At 65.9% G+C, this 14,913-nt stretch carries 12 protein-coding genes; 7 read left to right on the top strand and 5 right to left on the bottom strand.

What is annotated here, in order from left to right; translation table 11 throughout:
- Window positions 1-42: 42 nt before the first annotated feature.
- The 3 genes from cphA to FSY45_RS11650 all read left to right on the top strand — a co-directional run bounded on the left by cphA (window position 43) and on the right by FSY45_RS11650 (window position 5,682).
- Window positions 43-2,613: a cyanophycin synthetase gene (gene cphA, locus FSY45_RS11660; RefSeq protein ID WP_003061870.1), complete on the top strand. Its 2,571-nt coding sequence runs from the start codon at window positions 43-45 to the stop codon at window positions 2,611-2,613.
- A gap of 294 nt (window positions 2,614-2,907) precedes the next feature.
- Window positions 2,908-3,282, top strand: a complete 375-nt coding sequence (locus FSY45_RS11655) for a DUF2946 family protein (protein ID WP_003061869.1) — start codon at window positions 2,908-2,910, stop codon at window positions 3,280-3,282.
- Window positions 3,283-3,366: 84 nt separating this feature from the next.
- The gene (locus FSY45_RS11650; protein ID WP_046461027.1) at window positions 3,367-5,682 is read left to right on the top strand and encodes a TonB-dependent receptor; all 2,316 of its coding nucleotides are present in this window, start codon (window positions 3,367-3,369) and stop codon (window positions 5,680-5,682) included.
- Here the strand turns inward: FSY45_RS11650 and FSY45_RS11645 are convergent.
- On the bottom strand, window positions 5,679-6,872 hold the full coding sequence (locus FSY45_RS11645; RefSeq protein WP_046461026.1) for an MFS transporter: 1,194 nt from the start codon (window positions 6,870-6,872) through the stop codon (window positions 5,679-5,681). The genes FSY45_RS11650 and FSY45_RS11645 overlap by 4 nt on opposite strands.
- 274 nt (window positions 6,873-7,146) lie before the next feature.
- Here FSY45_RS11645 and FSY45_RS11640 point away from each other — a divergent pair, with 274 nt between their 5' ends.
- A complete protein-coding gene (locus tag FSY45_RS11640) occupies window positions 7,147-7,647 on the top strand; it encodes a CreA family protein (RefSeq protein ID WP_046461025.1) in 501 nt (166 codons plus the stop codon).
- 69 nt (window positions 7,648-7,716) lie between these two features.
- On the opposite strand, the gene FSY45_RS11635 is transcribed toward FSY45_RS11640, so the two are convergent.
- Window positions 7,717-7,938 (bottom strand): hypothetical protein, encoded by a 222-nt coding sequence (locus FSY45_RS11635; protein WP_003058848.1) that lies wholly within the window; start codon window positions 7,936-7,938, stop codon window positions 7,717-7,719.
- Window positions 7,939-8,076: 138 nt separating this feature from the next.
- Entirely contained in the window at window positions 8,077-9,006 is a 930-nt protein-coding gene (locus FSY45_RS11630) for a LysR family transcriptional regulator (RefSeq protein ID WP_046461123.1), read from the bottom strand.
- 264 nt (window positions 9,007-9,270) lie between these two features.
- Here FSY45_RS11630 and FSY45_RS11625 point away from each other — a divergent pair, with 264 nt between their 5' ends.
- From FSY45_RS11625 to FSY45_RS11615, 3 genes are all read left to right on the top strand, one after another.
- Entirely contained in the window at window positions 9,271-10,359 is a 1,089-nt protein-coding gene (locus FSY45_RS11625) for a YeiH family protein (RefSeq protein WP_046461024.1), read from the top strand.
- A 178-nt stretch (window positions 10,360-10,537) separates the two neighbouring features.
- Window positions 10,538-11,029: a MarR family winged helix-turn-helix transcriptional regulator gene (locus FSY45_RS11620; protein ID WP_003061853.1), complete on the top strand. Its 492-nt coding sequence runs from the start codon at window positions 10,538-10,540 to the stop codon at window positions 11,027-11,029.
- The gene (locus FSY45_RS11615) at window positions 11,026-13,023 is read left to right on the top strand and encodes an FUSC family protein (protein ID WP_046461023.1); all 1,998 of its coding nucleotides are present in this window, start codon (window positions 11,026-11,028) and stop codon (window positions 13,021-13,023) included. Before FSY45_RS11620 ends, FSY45_RS11615 begins: the two co-directional genes overlap by 4 nt.
- 5 nt (window positions 13,024-13,028) lie before the next feature.
- Here FSY45_RS11615 and FSY45_RS11610 read toward each other — a convergent pair whose 3' ends face one another.
- Together FSY45_RS11610 and FSY45_RS11605 are read right to left on the bottom strand one after the other, a co-directional pair.
- Window positions 13,029-13,784 (bottom strand): ABC transporter ATP-binding protein, encoded by a 756-nt coding sequence (locus tag FSY45_RS11610; RefSeq protein WP_003061849.1) that lies wholly within the window; start codon window positions 13,782-13,784, stop codon window positions 13,029-13,031.
- On the bottom strand, window positions 13,784-14,785 hold the full coding sequence (locus tag FSY45_RS11605) for an iron ABC transporter permease (RefSeq protein ID WP_080944430.1): 1,002 nt from the start codon (window positions 14,783-14,785) through the stop codon (window positions 13,784-13,786). Before FSY45_RS11605 ends, FSY45_RS11610 begins: the two co-directional genes overlap by 1 nt.
- Window positions 14,786-14,913: the final 128 nt, after the last annotated feature.

The raw sequence follows: 14,913 nt of genomic DNA, 5'->3' as shown, positions 1-14,913 counted from the left end.
TCAGACCAAGAAAAAGCTTGAAATTCAGCTGAAAGAAACACTATGCAGATCACTCGCAACCGAGCCTTGCGCGGCCCCAACCTCTGGACCCGCAGCACAGCCATCGAAGCCATCGTGCACTGCGAAGACAGCGAGCTGCTGTACACCGCCATGCCCGGCTTTGAAGAAAAGCTGCGCGCGCGTTTCCCCACCATCGGTACGCTGCAGCCGCATGGCGCAGACCAGCGCCTGTCGCTGGCCCATGTGCTGGAGGTTGCCGCCCTGTCGCTGCAGGCCCAGGCTGGCTGCCCCGTCACCTTCAGCCGCACCCACGAGACCGTGGAGCACGGCACCTTCCAGGTGGTGGTCGAGTACACCGAAGAATCCGTGGGCAAGCTGGCCATGGAGCGTGCCGAAGCCCTGATTCAGGCGGCATTGAACGACACGCCCTTTGACGCCGACGCCACGATTGCCGAGCTGCGCGAGCTGGACGAGGACGACCGCATCGGCCCCTCGACCGGCGCCATCGTCGATGCCGCCGTGGCACGCGGCATTCCCTTCCGTCGCCTGACCACCGGTTCGCTGGTGCAGCTGGGCTGGGGTTCGCGTGCGCGCCGCTTCCAGGCCGCCGAGATCGACTCCACCAGTGCCGTGGCCGAATCCATTGCGCAGGACAAGGATCTGACCAAGCGCCTGCTGCATGCAGCCGGCGTGCCCGTGCCCATGGGCCGTCCCGTCACCGACGTGGAAGACGCCTGGGCCGTGGCCCAGGAAGTGGGTCTGCCCGTGGTGGTCAAACCCCAGGACGGCAACCAGGGCAAGGGCGTGGTGGTGAACATCACCACCCGCGAAGGCCTGGAGGCCGCTTACAAGACCGCCAGCGAATTTGGCGACGAGATCCTCGTCGAGCGCTTTTTGCCCGGCCATGACTTCCGCATGCTGGTCGTCGGCGGCCAGCTGGTCGCTGCCGCCCGCCGCGAGCCTCCCCAGGTGCTGGGCGACGGCCAGCACACCATCCGCGAGCTGGTGAACATCGTCAACCAGGACCCGCGCCGCGGCTCCGGCCACGGCACGGCACTGACCAAGGTGCGGCTGGACGATATCGCCATCGCCCGCATCGCCAGCGAAGGCCTGACGCCTGACAGCGTGCCCGCCCAGGGCCAGCGCGTGGTGCTGCGCAACAACGCCAATCTGTCCACCGGCGGCAGCGCTACCGATGTGACCGATGATGTGCATCCCGAAATCGCCGCGCGCGCCATCGAGGCCGCACAGACCATAGGCCTGCATATCTGCGGCGTGGACGTGGTCTGCGAAACCATGCTCAAGCCTCTGGAAGAGCAAAGTGGCGGCATCGTGGAAGTCAACGCCGCCCCCGGCCTGCGCATGCACCTGGCGCCCTCCTTCGGCCGTCCCCGCAATGTGGGCGTGCCCATGGTGGACGAGCTGTTCGCGCCCGGCGACGACGGCCGCATCCCCCTGGTCGCCGTCACCGGCACCAACGGCAAGACCACGACCACGCGCGTGATCGCTCACCTGTTCACCTCGCATGGCTGGCGCACTGCCATGACCAACACCGATGGCGTGTACGTCAACGGCCGCCAGATCGACAGCGGCGACTGCTCGGGCCCCAAGAGTGCGCGCAACGCCCTGGCCCACCCCGAGACCGATGCGGCCGTGCTGGAATGCGCACGCGGCGGCATCTTGCGTGAAGGCCTGGGCTTTGACCGCTGCCAGGTCGCCGTGGTCACCAATGTGGGCGAAGGCGACCACCTGGGCCTGAACTTCATCACCACCAAGGAAGATGTCAGCGTTCTCAAGCGCGTCATCGTGCAGAACGTGGCTTCCACGGGCTATGCCGTGCTCAATGCCGCCGATCCACTGGTCGCGGCCATGGCCCATGTCTGCCCCGGCAAGGTCATCTTCTTTGCCGCCGACCGCCACCACCCCGTCATGGCCACGCACCGTGCCCAGGGCAGCCGCGTGGTCTATGTCGATGGCGACGCCATCGTGGCCGCAGAAGGTTCCTGGCGCGAGAGCATCGCGCTGCGCGACATTCCGCTGACCCGTAACGGCACCATCACCTTCCAGGTGGAAAACGTCATGGCCTCCATCGGCGCCGCATGGGCCGCAGGCCTGCCCTGGCAGACCATCCGTCGCGGTCTGGCAGGCTTCCTCAATGACAGCGACAACGCCCCTGCCCGCTTCAATGTGATGGATTACAAGGGCGCCACCATCATTGCCGACTACGGCCACAACCCCGACGCCATCCGCGCGCTGTCGCAGGCCGTGGAAGCCATGCCCGCCAAACGCCGCAGCGTGGTGATCTCGGGCGCCGGCGATCGCCGCGACCAGGACATCACCGAACAGACCCAGATCCTGGGCAAGGTGTTCGATGATGTGGTGCTCTATCAAGATGCCTGCCAGCGTGGCCGCGTGGATGGAGAAGTGCTGGCCCTGCTGAAAAAGGGCCTGGAAGGCGCTCCGCGCACCAGCTACAGCACAGAGATCCATGGCGAGTTCCTTGCCATCGACCATGCCCTGGCGCGCCTGCAGCCCGGCGACCTGTGCCTGGTGCTGGTGGATCAGGTGGAAGAAGCTCTGGAGCATCTGCGCAAGCATGTGAATGGACAGTGACCCCCTGAGGCGCTGACGCGCCTTCCCCCTGAGGGGGACGACGGCCTCGCCGCGAGGCGGCGCGGCCGGCCAGGCTCTTGCTTGCCATCTCTCGCTTGAGCGAGTGCCTATATTCCAGCCCAGGAGCCGTGCATGAACCCTCGGCACCTCCATACAGAACCCGGCCTTGCGCCGGGTTCTGTATTTGAAGTCACAGCACTTTGCACCTGCGGCAGGGCTTGCGCGGCGGTTTTCACGCATGCTCTGAGGCGGCGGACGACGTATGATGCGGACGCATATCAGCACCGCCCACCCATGACCTTGCAACAGCTTCGCCGCATTGCCACCTGCCTGCTGGGCCGGTGCGTGCTGGCATGGATGGCACTGTCCATGGGGGTGGCGGCAGCCGCGCCGCTGATCCAGTCTCAGGGGTTTGAGCTGATCTGCACCAGCACCGGCGCGGTCAAGCTGATCGTCAAGGGCGAAGACGGCGGCAGTGCCCTGGGTGCGGGCCACCTCGATTGCCCCATGTGCCTGCCCCATGCAGCACCGCCTCCGCCCGCGCTGCAGCTGCCGCCGCCTACCGAGTCGCCGCTGTGGCATGCGCTGCAGCCCGTGGAGCGGGCGCGCATTGCCTCACTCACCGCAGCCCCCCTGCCTGCGCGCGGGCCGCCCCCCGCTTACCTTTGAACCATTTCGGGCTCTAGCGCAGTTCCGATCTGCGCCGGCCGCTATCAGATTCATAGGGACGACCACGTCCCAAGGTAAGCATTCATGAAACAGATTTTTCTGCCACTGGTTGTCAGTGGTATCGCATGGCCGTGCCTGGCCCAGACCTCAACCGACTCCGCCGACCTGCCTGAGCGCTCCAAGACCCTGGGCGTGGTCACCGTCAACGGCGGCCAGCCCAGCTCGCTGCCCACGCAGATTCCGACCACCATCGAAGGCATCACGCGCGAGGAGATAGAGACCCGCATCAATGCCACCGACAGCGAGGACGCGCTCAAATATCTGCCCAGCCTGCTGGTGCGCAAGCGCTATATCGGCGACTACAACCACGCCATCCTCTCCACGCGGGCCTCGGGCACGGGCAATAGCGCGCGCTCGGCCGTCTATGCCGACGGCATTCTGCTGTCCAACTATCTGGGCAATGGCATTGCCAACGGCAGCAACTATGCGCCGCGCTGGGGCCTGGTGACGCCCGAGGAGATCGAACGAGTCGATGTCATGTACGGCCCGTTCTCGGCCGCCTACCCCGGCAATTCCGCCGGCGCCGTGGTGGACTATGTGACGCGCATGCCCGACAAGCTCGAAGCCCATGTGGCCGCCGGCTATGCCCACCAGAGTGCCGACGTGCTGGGCAGCAGCGGCCATTACCGCAGCTGGAATACCAGCGCCTCCATCGGCAGCAGAAGCGGCGACTGGTCGTACTGGATCAATCTGAGCCGCAGCGACAGCCAGGGCCAGCCCATGACCTTCCCCACCGTGCTGCAGTCCGCCGGCGTGGCGGGGGGTGCCGGCACGCCCGTGACCGGGGCGATTGCCGGGCTCAACACCACCAACCAGCCCTGGTACATCCTGGGCGCGGGCACGCAGTACCGCACCCGGCAGGATCACGCCAAGATCAAGCTGGCCTACGACATCACGCCCACGCTGCGCGCCAGCTACACCCTGGGCTGGTGGCAGAACAGCGCCAGAGGCAGCTCCGAGACCTATCTGCGCGGGCCCGACGGTCAGCCGGTCTATAGCGGCAACATCAATATCGACGGCAAGACCTACAAGCTGGCCGACACCGCCTTCGGCCTGAGCCAGGACCAGCAGACACACACCATGCATGGCGTCTCGCTCAAGAGTCATGCCCAGGGCGAGTTTGACTGGGAGCTCAGCGCCAGCCTCTATGACTACGGCAAGGATCAGCAGCGCGTGCCCGCCGTCGCCCAGCCGGCTGCCAATCTAGGCGGCAAGGGCACGCTGCAGGATCAGGACGGCACGGGCTGGAACACGCTGGCCGCCAAGGGCACATGGCGACAGAACGACATACTGGGCCTGCAGGGCACACATATCGTGGACTTCGGCCTGGGCCGCGATGCCTACAAGCTCAACATCAGCAAATACAACGTGCTGGGCGACTGGCAGTCCGGCCCGGCCAACGAGCAGGCTGTCGTCAGCCAGGTCGGCGGCAGGGCCGAGACCCGCTATGCCTGGGCACAGGACAGCTGGCAGCTGGCCAGGGACTGGAAGGCCGTGCTGGGTCTGCGCTGGGAGGACTGGACGGCCAGCCAGGGCCATACCGCCACGACCAGCAGCCAGCTGAGTTACGCCCAGCGCAGCGAATCGCATTTCTCGCCCAAGGCCGCGCTGGCCTACCAGCTGGCCCGCAACACCACACTCAAGGCCTCGCTAGGCCGTGCCGTGCGCTTTCCCACCGTGGGCGAGCTGTATGGCGCGACTTCGGGCGGCGCGCTGTCGTTCATCAACGACCCGAATCTGAAACCCGAAAAGTCCTGGACGGGCGAGCTGACGGCCGAGCAGGATCTGGGCAATGGTTTGCTGCGCGCCACCTGGTTCCATGAGCGCACGCGCGATGCGCTCTACAGCCAGCTGATTGCCGGCACCACTATCTCTGCGGTGCAGAACGTGGATCAGGTCCGTACTTCGGGGCTGGAACTGGCTTATTCGGCGCAGTCGGTGTGGATTCGCGGGCTGGACCTGGGCGGCAGCCTGACCTGGGCCAACTCGCGCATCACGGCCAATGCCGCCAATCCGGCCAGCGTGGGCAAATGGCAGCCGCGCGTGCCACGCTGGCGTGCCACAGCCTGGGCCACCTACAAGCCTGATGAACGCTGGGCCTTGACTGTGGCCGCGCGCTATAGCGGGCGCCAGTACTCGAATCTGGACAACAGCGATGTGCATGCCGACACCTATATGGGTGCCAGCCAGTACTTCAGCGTCGATCTGCGGGCCCGCTATCAGATCGACAGACAGCTGTCGGCAGCCTTTGGCATAGACAACGCCAACAATGCCAAGTACTGGAACTTCCATCCCTATCCGCAGAGAAGCTTTAGCGCCTCCCTGCGCTGGGATCTTTAAGCGGCCATAAGCCCGTGGGTCTTGCGCATTCTGAAAGTGCCCAGGCAGGCCAGCAGCGCCAGGGCCAGGCCCAGGGCGCAGGCACCCTGCCAGCCATTGATGCGCCAGGCGAGAGTCCCCAGCGCCGAGCCCGCCGCCGCGCCCGTGAAATAGCCCGTCATGTAGACGGCATTCATGCGGCCGCGCGCCGCGGGCAGGAGCTGGGCCACCGTGGCCTGGTTGGTGATGTTCAGGCATTGCAGGCCCAGATCGATCACCACCATGCCCAGCACGAACCAGCCCAGATGCGCTCCGCCCACCCATAGCAACGGCCAGGACAGCAGCAGGGCCAGCGCCCCGATGGCGCAGCTCACGCGGCCCAGGCCCTTGTCCACCAGACGCCCGGCCTGCGTGGCCACCAAGGCACCGGCCGCGCCAGCCAGACCGATCAAGCCTATCTGCCCGTCATCCAGGCCCAGGGGACCGCTGGAGAGCTGCAGCGCCATGGTCGAGAACAGCACGCTGACCGAGGCGAACGCAAGCGCGCTGACCAGGGTACGCTGGCGCAGACCCGGCTGACTGCGCAGCAGATGCCACATGCTTCTCAGCACCTGTGGATAACTGACAGGACTGGGGTTGCGCGATGCCGGCAGCGCCTTCCACAGCCACAGCGCGACCACGGCCATCACCAGCGCAGCGCCCTGGTAGACGGCCTGCCAGCCCCAGGCCTCCGAGACCATGCCGGCCACGCTGCGCGCCAGCAAGATGCCCAGCAGCAGACCGCTCATGACCCAACCCACGGCCCGCCCGCTTTGCCCCGGCTGGGCCAGGGCCGCCGCCATGGGCACCAGCACCTGGGCTGCAACCGAGAACAGACCGGCCATCAGCGTGCCCAGCAGAAACAGATCGAACTGGTCCGCCAGGCCGCATAGCGCCTGCCCCAGGGCAGCCAGCAACATCAGGCTCACGGCCAGGCCGCGGCGCTGCAGCTTGTCGCCCAGCGGGGCCAGCAGCAAAAGACCTGCCGCATAGGCCACCTGGGCCAGCGTCACGCTGGTCGCGGCCGCCGACTCGCTGACCGAGAAATGACCGGCAATCGAGTGCAGCAGCGGCTGGTTGAAATAATTGCCGCCCGCGCACAGGCCGCAGGCCAGTGCCATCAGCAACAGGGAGGAAGCGCTCAGACCGGGCGCGGAAACGTTAACCGACATAGATAACAGCCACATCCGGTGGATGCGGCGCTTGCATGGAGCCACCGCCCTGGGGGCCGTCGCAGATCAAAGAGGGAGTTAGCAAGTCCGGCATGCGCTGTGTCATGCCTGTGGCAGCGTCTCAGCTGCCGGTGCCCGCCAGCAGGCAGGGACAAACCGTGATGCAATACAGAAAGCTCTGCAGCAGCCGGTATTGTCCTAAGGCCGGCTGCCAATCCCTTGCCCGGGACACAATGCCCTGTCAAAAGACAAGGGTTAACCCTTAATTCACTGTATGCACACCACCATGAAATTGCTCTCCGCCGCTCTGGCCATTGCGACCGCCACCGTAGGAACCATGGCCTTTGTCGGCATGAGCCATGCCGAGCAGATCGGCGCCGTGGATACCGTCTTCAAGTGGATTGGTCCGGATCACAAGATCGTGGTCGATGCCTATGACGACCCCAAGGTGCCGGGCGTGACCTGCTATGTCTCGCGCGCCAAGACCGGCGGCATCAAGGGCGGCCTGGGCCTGGCCGAGGATCGCTCGGAAGCGTCTATCTCCTGCCAGGCCACGGGCAATATCCAGTTCCCCGCGCCGCTCAAGCAGCAGGAAGAAGTGTTCACCGAGCGTACCTCGCTGCTGTTCAAGCGCCTGCGCGTGGTGCGCATGGTCGATGCCAAGCGCAATGCCCTGATCTATATGACCTACTCGGACCGGGTGATCGAGGGCTCTCCGCAGAACAGCGTCACCGCCGTGGCCGTGCCCCAGGGCACGGCTATCCCGTTGAAATAGAAATCAGAGCAGGCTGCGCTTGTGCAGCCTGCGTTTGAGGTAGTTTTGACTGAGACCCAGCCCGGCGACTTACTGACTGAAAGTCAGGCCACCCGCGTCCAGCGCCGGCGGGCGCAGCAAATCCTCGTTCACGCCCATGGCCTGGCTGGCGCGCTCCACGGCCTGCCAGAGTCCGGCAGGCATCTGCAAAATGGCCTCGGGGGACTGCGCATCGTCGATCCAGTGGCTGATCTGCAGATGCTGTTCATGGGTGAGCAGGTCCAGGTGCAGCATTTCATCGATGGTTTTCATGGTGTTCCTCCCTGCTTGTGGAAGCCGGCGCTGTGCAACCCGCGCCCGACTTGTCTATCCAATATAGGGGCAAAACCGGCGCCGCAAGCAAAATCATTGTCAAGAAAACCATAGCTGCCTGCGACTGTCATTCAAGCGCTACAGCGTGTTTGGCGCTTGGGCTGTGGACGGCTCGCCGGCCTTGCAGGCATCGACAAAGGCCTGCAGCGCGGGCGAGCGGCGCTTTCCGGCGCGCTGCACCAGAGAGAAGTTGCGCCACATGCGCGGCAAGGTGGTGGGCAGAATCTCCAGCGCACGAGCCTGCAGCTGTGACTGCACCAGCACGCGCGACAGACAGCTGATGCCCAGCCCCTGCTCGACACAACGTGCAATGGCCTCGGAGCTGCCCAGCGTGGCAGCCGCAGGCAACTGGTGCAGATGCGGCAGCAGCGCATGCTCGACCATCTCGCGCGTGCCAGAACCCGCCTCGCGCAGCAACCATGCCGCCTTGCGCAGCGCTGCCACGCCCAGCGGCTTGCTGCGCGCCTGCTCGGCCAGCGGGTCCTGTGGCGATGCCACGATGACCAGTTCGTCGCGCAGCCAGGGCTCGACCTCCAGCCCCTGCCAGTGGCTGCTGCCCTCGATCAGGCCCATGTCGACCTCCATGGCCAGCACGGCTTCTCCCACTTCCTGGGTGTTGGCAATCTGCAGGTCCACGCGCACCAGCGGATGCGAGCGTGCCAGCCGCGCCAACACCTCGGGCAGCGCATAGGTGCCGATGGTGGTGCTGGCCGCCACGCGCAGGCGCACCGGCATATTGGCCGCACGCGCGGAAAACGTCTGCTCTATGCCTCTGGCCTGCTCCAGCACGCCCAGGGCCTGGGGCAGCAGCGCACGACCCGCATCGTTGAGCACCAGGCGCTTGCCCACGCGCTCGAACAGCTGCACGCCCAGGCCTTGCTCCAGCTGCTGCAGCGCGGCACTGGTGGCCGACTGCGAAAGCGCTACGGCCTCTGCGGCCGCCACCGTGGTACCGCTTTGGGCCACGGCGCAGAAGATCTCGAACTGACGCAAGGTGAGGTGCAGCATGACGATGATTCGTATATTCGTATCGATGACAGCAGGCTCGCCAGCAGCCCCTGCCTGCCAGCAGAAAACGGGCAGCCCGGCCATTCGATAGCGACTCAGGCCGTCAATGATTGAGTCAAATTGCAGGCGCCAGAAAGCCCAATCTACCTGTTTTATAGGTTGTTCTTACAAAAACTATTAGTTATACAAATATAACCAAGAAATCTAAAGTGATCTCCATGCCGGCAATCAGACCTGTTGTCTTGCCTGCTGCGAAAGGTCACGATGAACACTACAACACTGAAAAACTCCGCACCCTCGCAAGGCTGGATGCACAAGACCGGCGGGATGATTCCCGGCCTGCTGCTGGCGGGCGCCATCGCTGCCGTGGCCACCTGGGCCGCGCAGTTTCCGGCCATCAAGAACAACGGCCTGAGCGCGCTGACGCTGGCCATCATCATCGGTTTGCTGGTTGGCAACACCGTCTACCCAGCCATTGCCAGCCAGTGTGCCAGCGGCATCGCCTTCACCAAGGCCCGCCTGCTGCGCACCGGCATCGTGCTCTACGGTCTGCGCCTGACCTTCCAGGACATCGGCCAGGTCGGCATGGCCGGCGTGGTGATCGATGCGCTGGTGCTGTCCAGCACCTTTTTGCTGGCGCAGTGGATAGGCCAGAAGCTGCTGGGCATGGACAAGCGCACCACCATGCTGGTGGGGGCTGGCGCCTCCATCTGCGGCGCTGCCGCCGTGCTGGCCACCGAACCCGTGGTCAAGGGCCGTGCCGAGGACGTGGCCGTGGCCGTGGCCACCGTGGTGGTGTTCGGCACCATAGGCACTTTTCTCTACCCGGCGCTGTTCCACTGGAATGCCGAGTACGGCTGGATAGACACCAGCATGCAGCAGTACGGCGTTTTCGTCGGCTCCACCGTGCATGAGGTGGCCCAGGTCGTGGCCGCCGGCGAAGCCATAGGCAGCCAGGCTGCGGACACGGCCGTGATCGCCAAGATGGTGCGCGTGATGATGCTGGCTCCCTTCCTGCTGGTGCTGTCCATGTGGCTGACGCGCAGCGAACGGGCCCTGGGCGTGAACGACGGCCAGCCCGGCAACCGGATCACCATTCCCTGGTTTGCCGTGGGCTTCGTGGCCATGGCCGGCGTCAACTCCCTGGGCGTGCTTCCCAAGGAAGCGGTCAGCGTCGGCATTCAACTCGACAACGCGCTGCTGGCATTGGCCATGGCCGCTCTGGGCCTGACCACCCATATCCGCGCCGTGCGTGCTGCCGGCACCCGGCCGCTGATTCTGGCCCTGGCGCTGTTCGCCTGGCTGCTGATCGCCGGCCTAGCATTGAACCTCTGGATTCCAACACTGTTTTGATAGCAGCTTACGCCTGACTGGATTAAAACTAGAAAATCTACAGGTCTGAAACCCTTTGAAAGAGAGCGCTTGGCGCTCTCTTTTTTTGCTGCATAAATACAAGGGAATACCCTTGCTATAAATGCAGACTCAATTAATTTGAATTGCAAATTAATTGAGCAAGCATCAAAATTCGGCTATGTCTTTTGCCGATGCTCCCTCCCGCGACCGCCTGGGCTTTCTCATGGTTACCCTGACCCGCCAATGGCGGCGTTTTGTCGAAGAACAGCTGGCGGCCAGCGGCCTGACCGACGCCACCTGGACGCCGCTTCTGCATCTGCGCGCCTGGGGCGACGGCGTGACGCAAAAGGAGCTGGCCGAGCGCGTGGGCCTGGACGGCTCCAGCCTGGTGCGCCTGCTGGACATTCTCGAAGGCAAGGGCTGGGTGGAGCGCCGCGCCGATGCTGCCGACCGCCGCAGCAAGCGCATCTTTCTCACGGCCGAAGGCAATAGCGCCGTGGACAGCATCCGCGCCACCATGCTCGAGGCCGAGCTCAGTCTGCTGCAGGACCTTGAGGACTCCGAGGTCGAGGCCATGCTGGACGGCGTCAACAAGATTCGCGCCCGCATCGAGCAGATGCACGAGCAGCGCTCAGCCCAAGCCCAGCCCGACACCGAGGAGCGCGCATGAGCGTGGCTGCCTACGACCGCCTGCTGGAGAGCGCCACGCGATGGGGCTTTGACAGCGCCCGCCTGCGCCAGCATCTGCGCACGGCTTTTGCAGCCTGTATTGCCGTGTTCGCCGCCTGGGCCCTGGGGCTGGAACATCCGCAATGGGCGGGCATGACGGTCTGGGCCGCCTCCCAGCCGCTGCGCGGCCAGTTGCTGGAGAAAAGCTTTTTCCGTACCACGGGCACGCTGGTCGGCACGGCCGCCGGCGTGGTGCTGGTGCTGGTGGCCAATGGAGATCTGCTCTGGCTGGTCACGGGGCTGGCGGTGTGGATAGGCATATGCGCGGGCCTGGGCAATCTGCAGCGCAGCTTTGCCTCCTACGGCACCATGCTGGCCGGCTATTCGGCCTCCATGGTGGCCCTGCTGGACAACGGCAACCCCGCCCATGTCTACGCACTGGGCTGGGATCGTTTGTTCACCGCACTGACCGGCGTGGCTGCCGCCCTCGTCGTGGGCTGGCTGTTCACGCCCGTGGGAGCTGAAGTCCCCGGCGACGGCAGGGTACGACGACTCTGCGCGCGTCTGCTGCGCGATATCGCCGATGCGGCACAGGCCACGGCTAGCGGGCATAGCGCCCTCAGCCCCAGGGACCTGGCCGAGCGACTGGCCGTGATGGCTGCCATCGAAGAAGGGCTTGACCCGCATGCAGCGGGCTCGCAGCGTTCACGCCGCGCCGTGCGGGCGCTGCGTCGCCTGATCAATACCCAGATCTCGGCCCTGCTCTGGCTGCGCGACAGCACGGGCAAGACCATCACTCCCGAGTTCTCGCCCGACCACGCCCAGGCCATGACGGCCGCACTGGAGCAGGCTGCCATGCTGCTCGAAACCCAGCCCGCACCGCTGGCCGCCATCGACGCCATTGCCACGGCCCGCAACGCCGCCGCAGGCTGGGGTCATGCCGAGGAAATCCTGGGCAATATCGGCCTGGCCCTGCAGGCCCACTTTGTGGCTGCCAGCGACCTGACTCTGCCGGCCCACCATCGCGCACGCCAGTTGCCCGTGGTCCTGCACAGCGACTGGGTGGGCGCACGCCGGGCCATGCTGCGGGCCTTCAGCTCCATTTTTCTGGTCGGCCTGATCTGGGTCGTCACGGGCTGGCATGGCGGCGCCTATATGCTGCTGGGCCTGTCGGTGATGATCACCGTGTTCTCCTCGTTCGAGAACCCGGCCTTCACCATGCGCTTTGTGATTCTGGGCCAGGCCATGGGCGCGGGCGTGGCGCTGGCCTGCCAGTGGTTTGCCTGGCCGTTTGCCAACAGCCAGTTGCAGATGGTGCTGATGATGCTGCCCTTCATCTTCCTTGGCGCCCTGCTGCTCAGCCACCGCCGCACCACGCTGTACGGCTTTGACTGCAATATGGTGATCCTGCTGGCGCTGTCGCCGCATTTCCCCTATCAGCTCGATGTGGGCCACTCGCTGTCCATGGCTTTTGCCATCGTCACCGGCCCTCTGGCCGGCTGGGCCGCCTATCGCTTCATCCTGCCCGTCACCGCGCAAGGCAGGCTCAACGGCCTGCGCGCCATGATGGTTCATGAGCTGCAGGACATGGCCTGTGCCCCGGTGCACGCCCGCGACGTGCGCGTCTGGCGCGCCCGCCTCTACCACCGCCTGCTGCGCCTGGTGCGCGCCTCCGAAAAAGTCAGCGCCCCTGCCGTGCAGGATGCTGCCGACTGCGGTCTGGCCGCGCTGCGTGTGGGCAAGGCCGTGCTGATCCTGCACCAGCTGCAAGCGGATGTACTCCTGTCCGAAAGCAGCTTGCGCGGTGTGCGCAGCGCGCTGCAGAGACTGCAGCAACTGCCCACCAGCGCTCCCGCCAGGGCCGTGCCGCTGCTGCAAGCCCTGGCCCGGCGCATACAGCAGCGCCTGCCCGAGCAGGCGCTGCAACTGCGGCTGGCCGCCCAGGACATCAGCGAGCATCCGGCCTTCTTTGCCTCCAGCGCCGCGTTGCGCTGAGCGCTTCAGCGGCCGCCCGATAGATGGGCGGCAATCGCCGCTTCGCTGACGTCATAGAGTTCAGCCAGCGCTGCGGGCGTGGCCACGGCGCGCGGCTCGCCCACGCCCAGCAGCCGCCCGTGGCCCAGCAAAGCGATCCGGCTGGCCACACGCAAGCCGTGCTCGGGCTGGTGGGTGGACAACAGCATGGCCATGCCCTGGGCGCTCAGCGCCTCGATCTGTTCCAGCACGCGGATCTGGTTGCCGAAGTCCAGGCTGGCCGTGGGCTCGTCCATGACCAGCAGCGCCGGCTCCTGCGCCAGCGCGCGTGCAATCAGCACCAGTTGCCGCTCGCCGCCGCTGAGCTCCGTGTAGCGGCATGCGGCCAGATGGGAGATCTGCAGCCGCTCCATGCAGGCCAGTGCCATGGCCCGGTCTGCGCCGGAGGGCCTGGCCAGCAGGGGCAGGCGCGCAGCGCGGCCCATGAGCACCATGTCCAGCGCCTCGAAGGCAAACACCCCGGCCTGGGCCTGAGGCACATAGCCGACGCGGCGCGCGAACTCCGCGCGCGGCCAGTGCTGCACCGGCTGGCCCTGCACCAGCACCCGACCCGCCAGTGGCGGCAACAGGCCCAGAACCGTGCGAAACAGCGTGGTCTTGCCACAGCCGTTGGGGCCGAGCAGACACAGTACCTCGCCGGCGGCAATGGACAGATCCACCGCTTCGCTGACCACGCTGCGGCCATGGCCGGTACGCAGACCCTGCAAGTCCAGCACCGTCATCAGGTATCTCCTTCGCGGTGGCCCGTGCGGGCCAGCAGATACAGAAAGAATGGTGCACCGACCAGGGCCGTCAGAATGCCCAGCGGCAGCTCGATACGCGCCATGGTACGGGCCAGCGTATCGGCCGCGACCACAAAGCCCGCGCCCAGCAGAGCCGAAGCCGGCAGCAGCCGCACGAAATCGGGACCGACCAGCAGGCGTGCCACATGCGGCACCACCAGCCCGACCCAGCCAATGATGCCGGCCAGCGACACGGCCGCCGCCGTGCCCAGCGTGGCGCAAACCACCAGCACCAGGCGCAGCCGCCCGACCGGAACGCCCAGAGCCCGTGCTTCCTCATCGTGCAGTGCCAGCAGATTGATACGCCAGCGCAGCAGCAGCAAGGGCAGCAGGGCTGCCAACATCACGGGCGTCGTGGCGCCCACTTCCTGCAGCGTCACGGCCGACAGGCCACCCATGAGCCAGAAGGTGATGGACGGCAGCTGGGTGTTCGGGTCGGCCAGGGTCTTGATCAGGGCAATGCCGGCACCCAGCAAAGCGCCCAGAGCAATACCTGCCAGTACCAACACCAGCACCGGATCGTGCCTGCGCACGCAGGCGCTGATAGCCACCACGACGGCCACTGCGACCAGTCCGCCGCCAAAGGCCAGCCACTGCACGGCAAACATCGACAGGCCCAGATAGATGGCGACGACGGCCCCCAGGCCGGCACCGGCCGAAACGCCCAGGATGTCAGGCGAGACCAGCGGGTTGCGAAACATGCCCTGGTAGGCCGCACCGGCTGCAGCCAGCATCGCACCGACCGCCACGCCGGCTGCGATGCGCGGCAGCCTGATGTTCCAGAGCACGGTTTCGGCCGCTGGCGGCAGCGGCGAAGCCGCCCCCGTGGCCCGCGCCCACAATGCTTCGACCAGTTGTGCCGGCTCGAGCGCAAACTGGCCCGAGCCCAACGCCCACAGCAGCACCAGAGCCAGCAGGACCAGGGCCAGCCACCAGCCCATGCCCACACGCAGATGACTGCGCTGGCGACTATGCCCGGAGGCATTGCTGGATGCCGCGCTTTCCGGGCTTCCCGCTTCTTTCGGGCTTTGAGCGCCTTCGCTGATATCGAATGACTTCATGCCAGCCC

It is taken from the genome of Comamonas sp. Z1 (assembly GCF_008121555.1).
Lineage (GTDB): Bacteria > Pseudomonadota > Gammaproteobacteria > Burkholderiales > Burkholderiaceae_C > Comamonas > Comamonas thiooxydans.
Note: the sequence above shows the minus strand (reverse complement) of the source record. Positions and strands in the feature narration are given on the sequence as shown.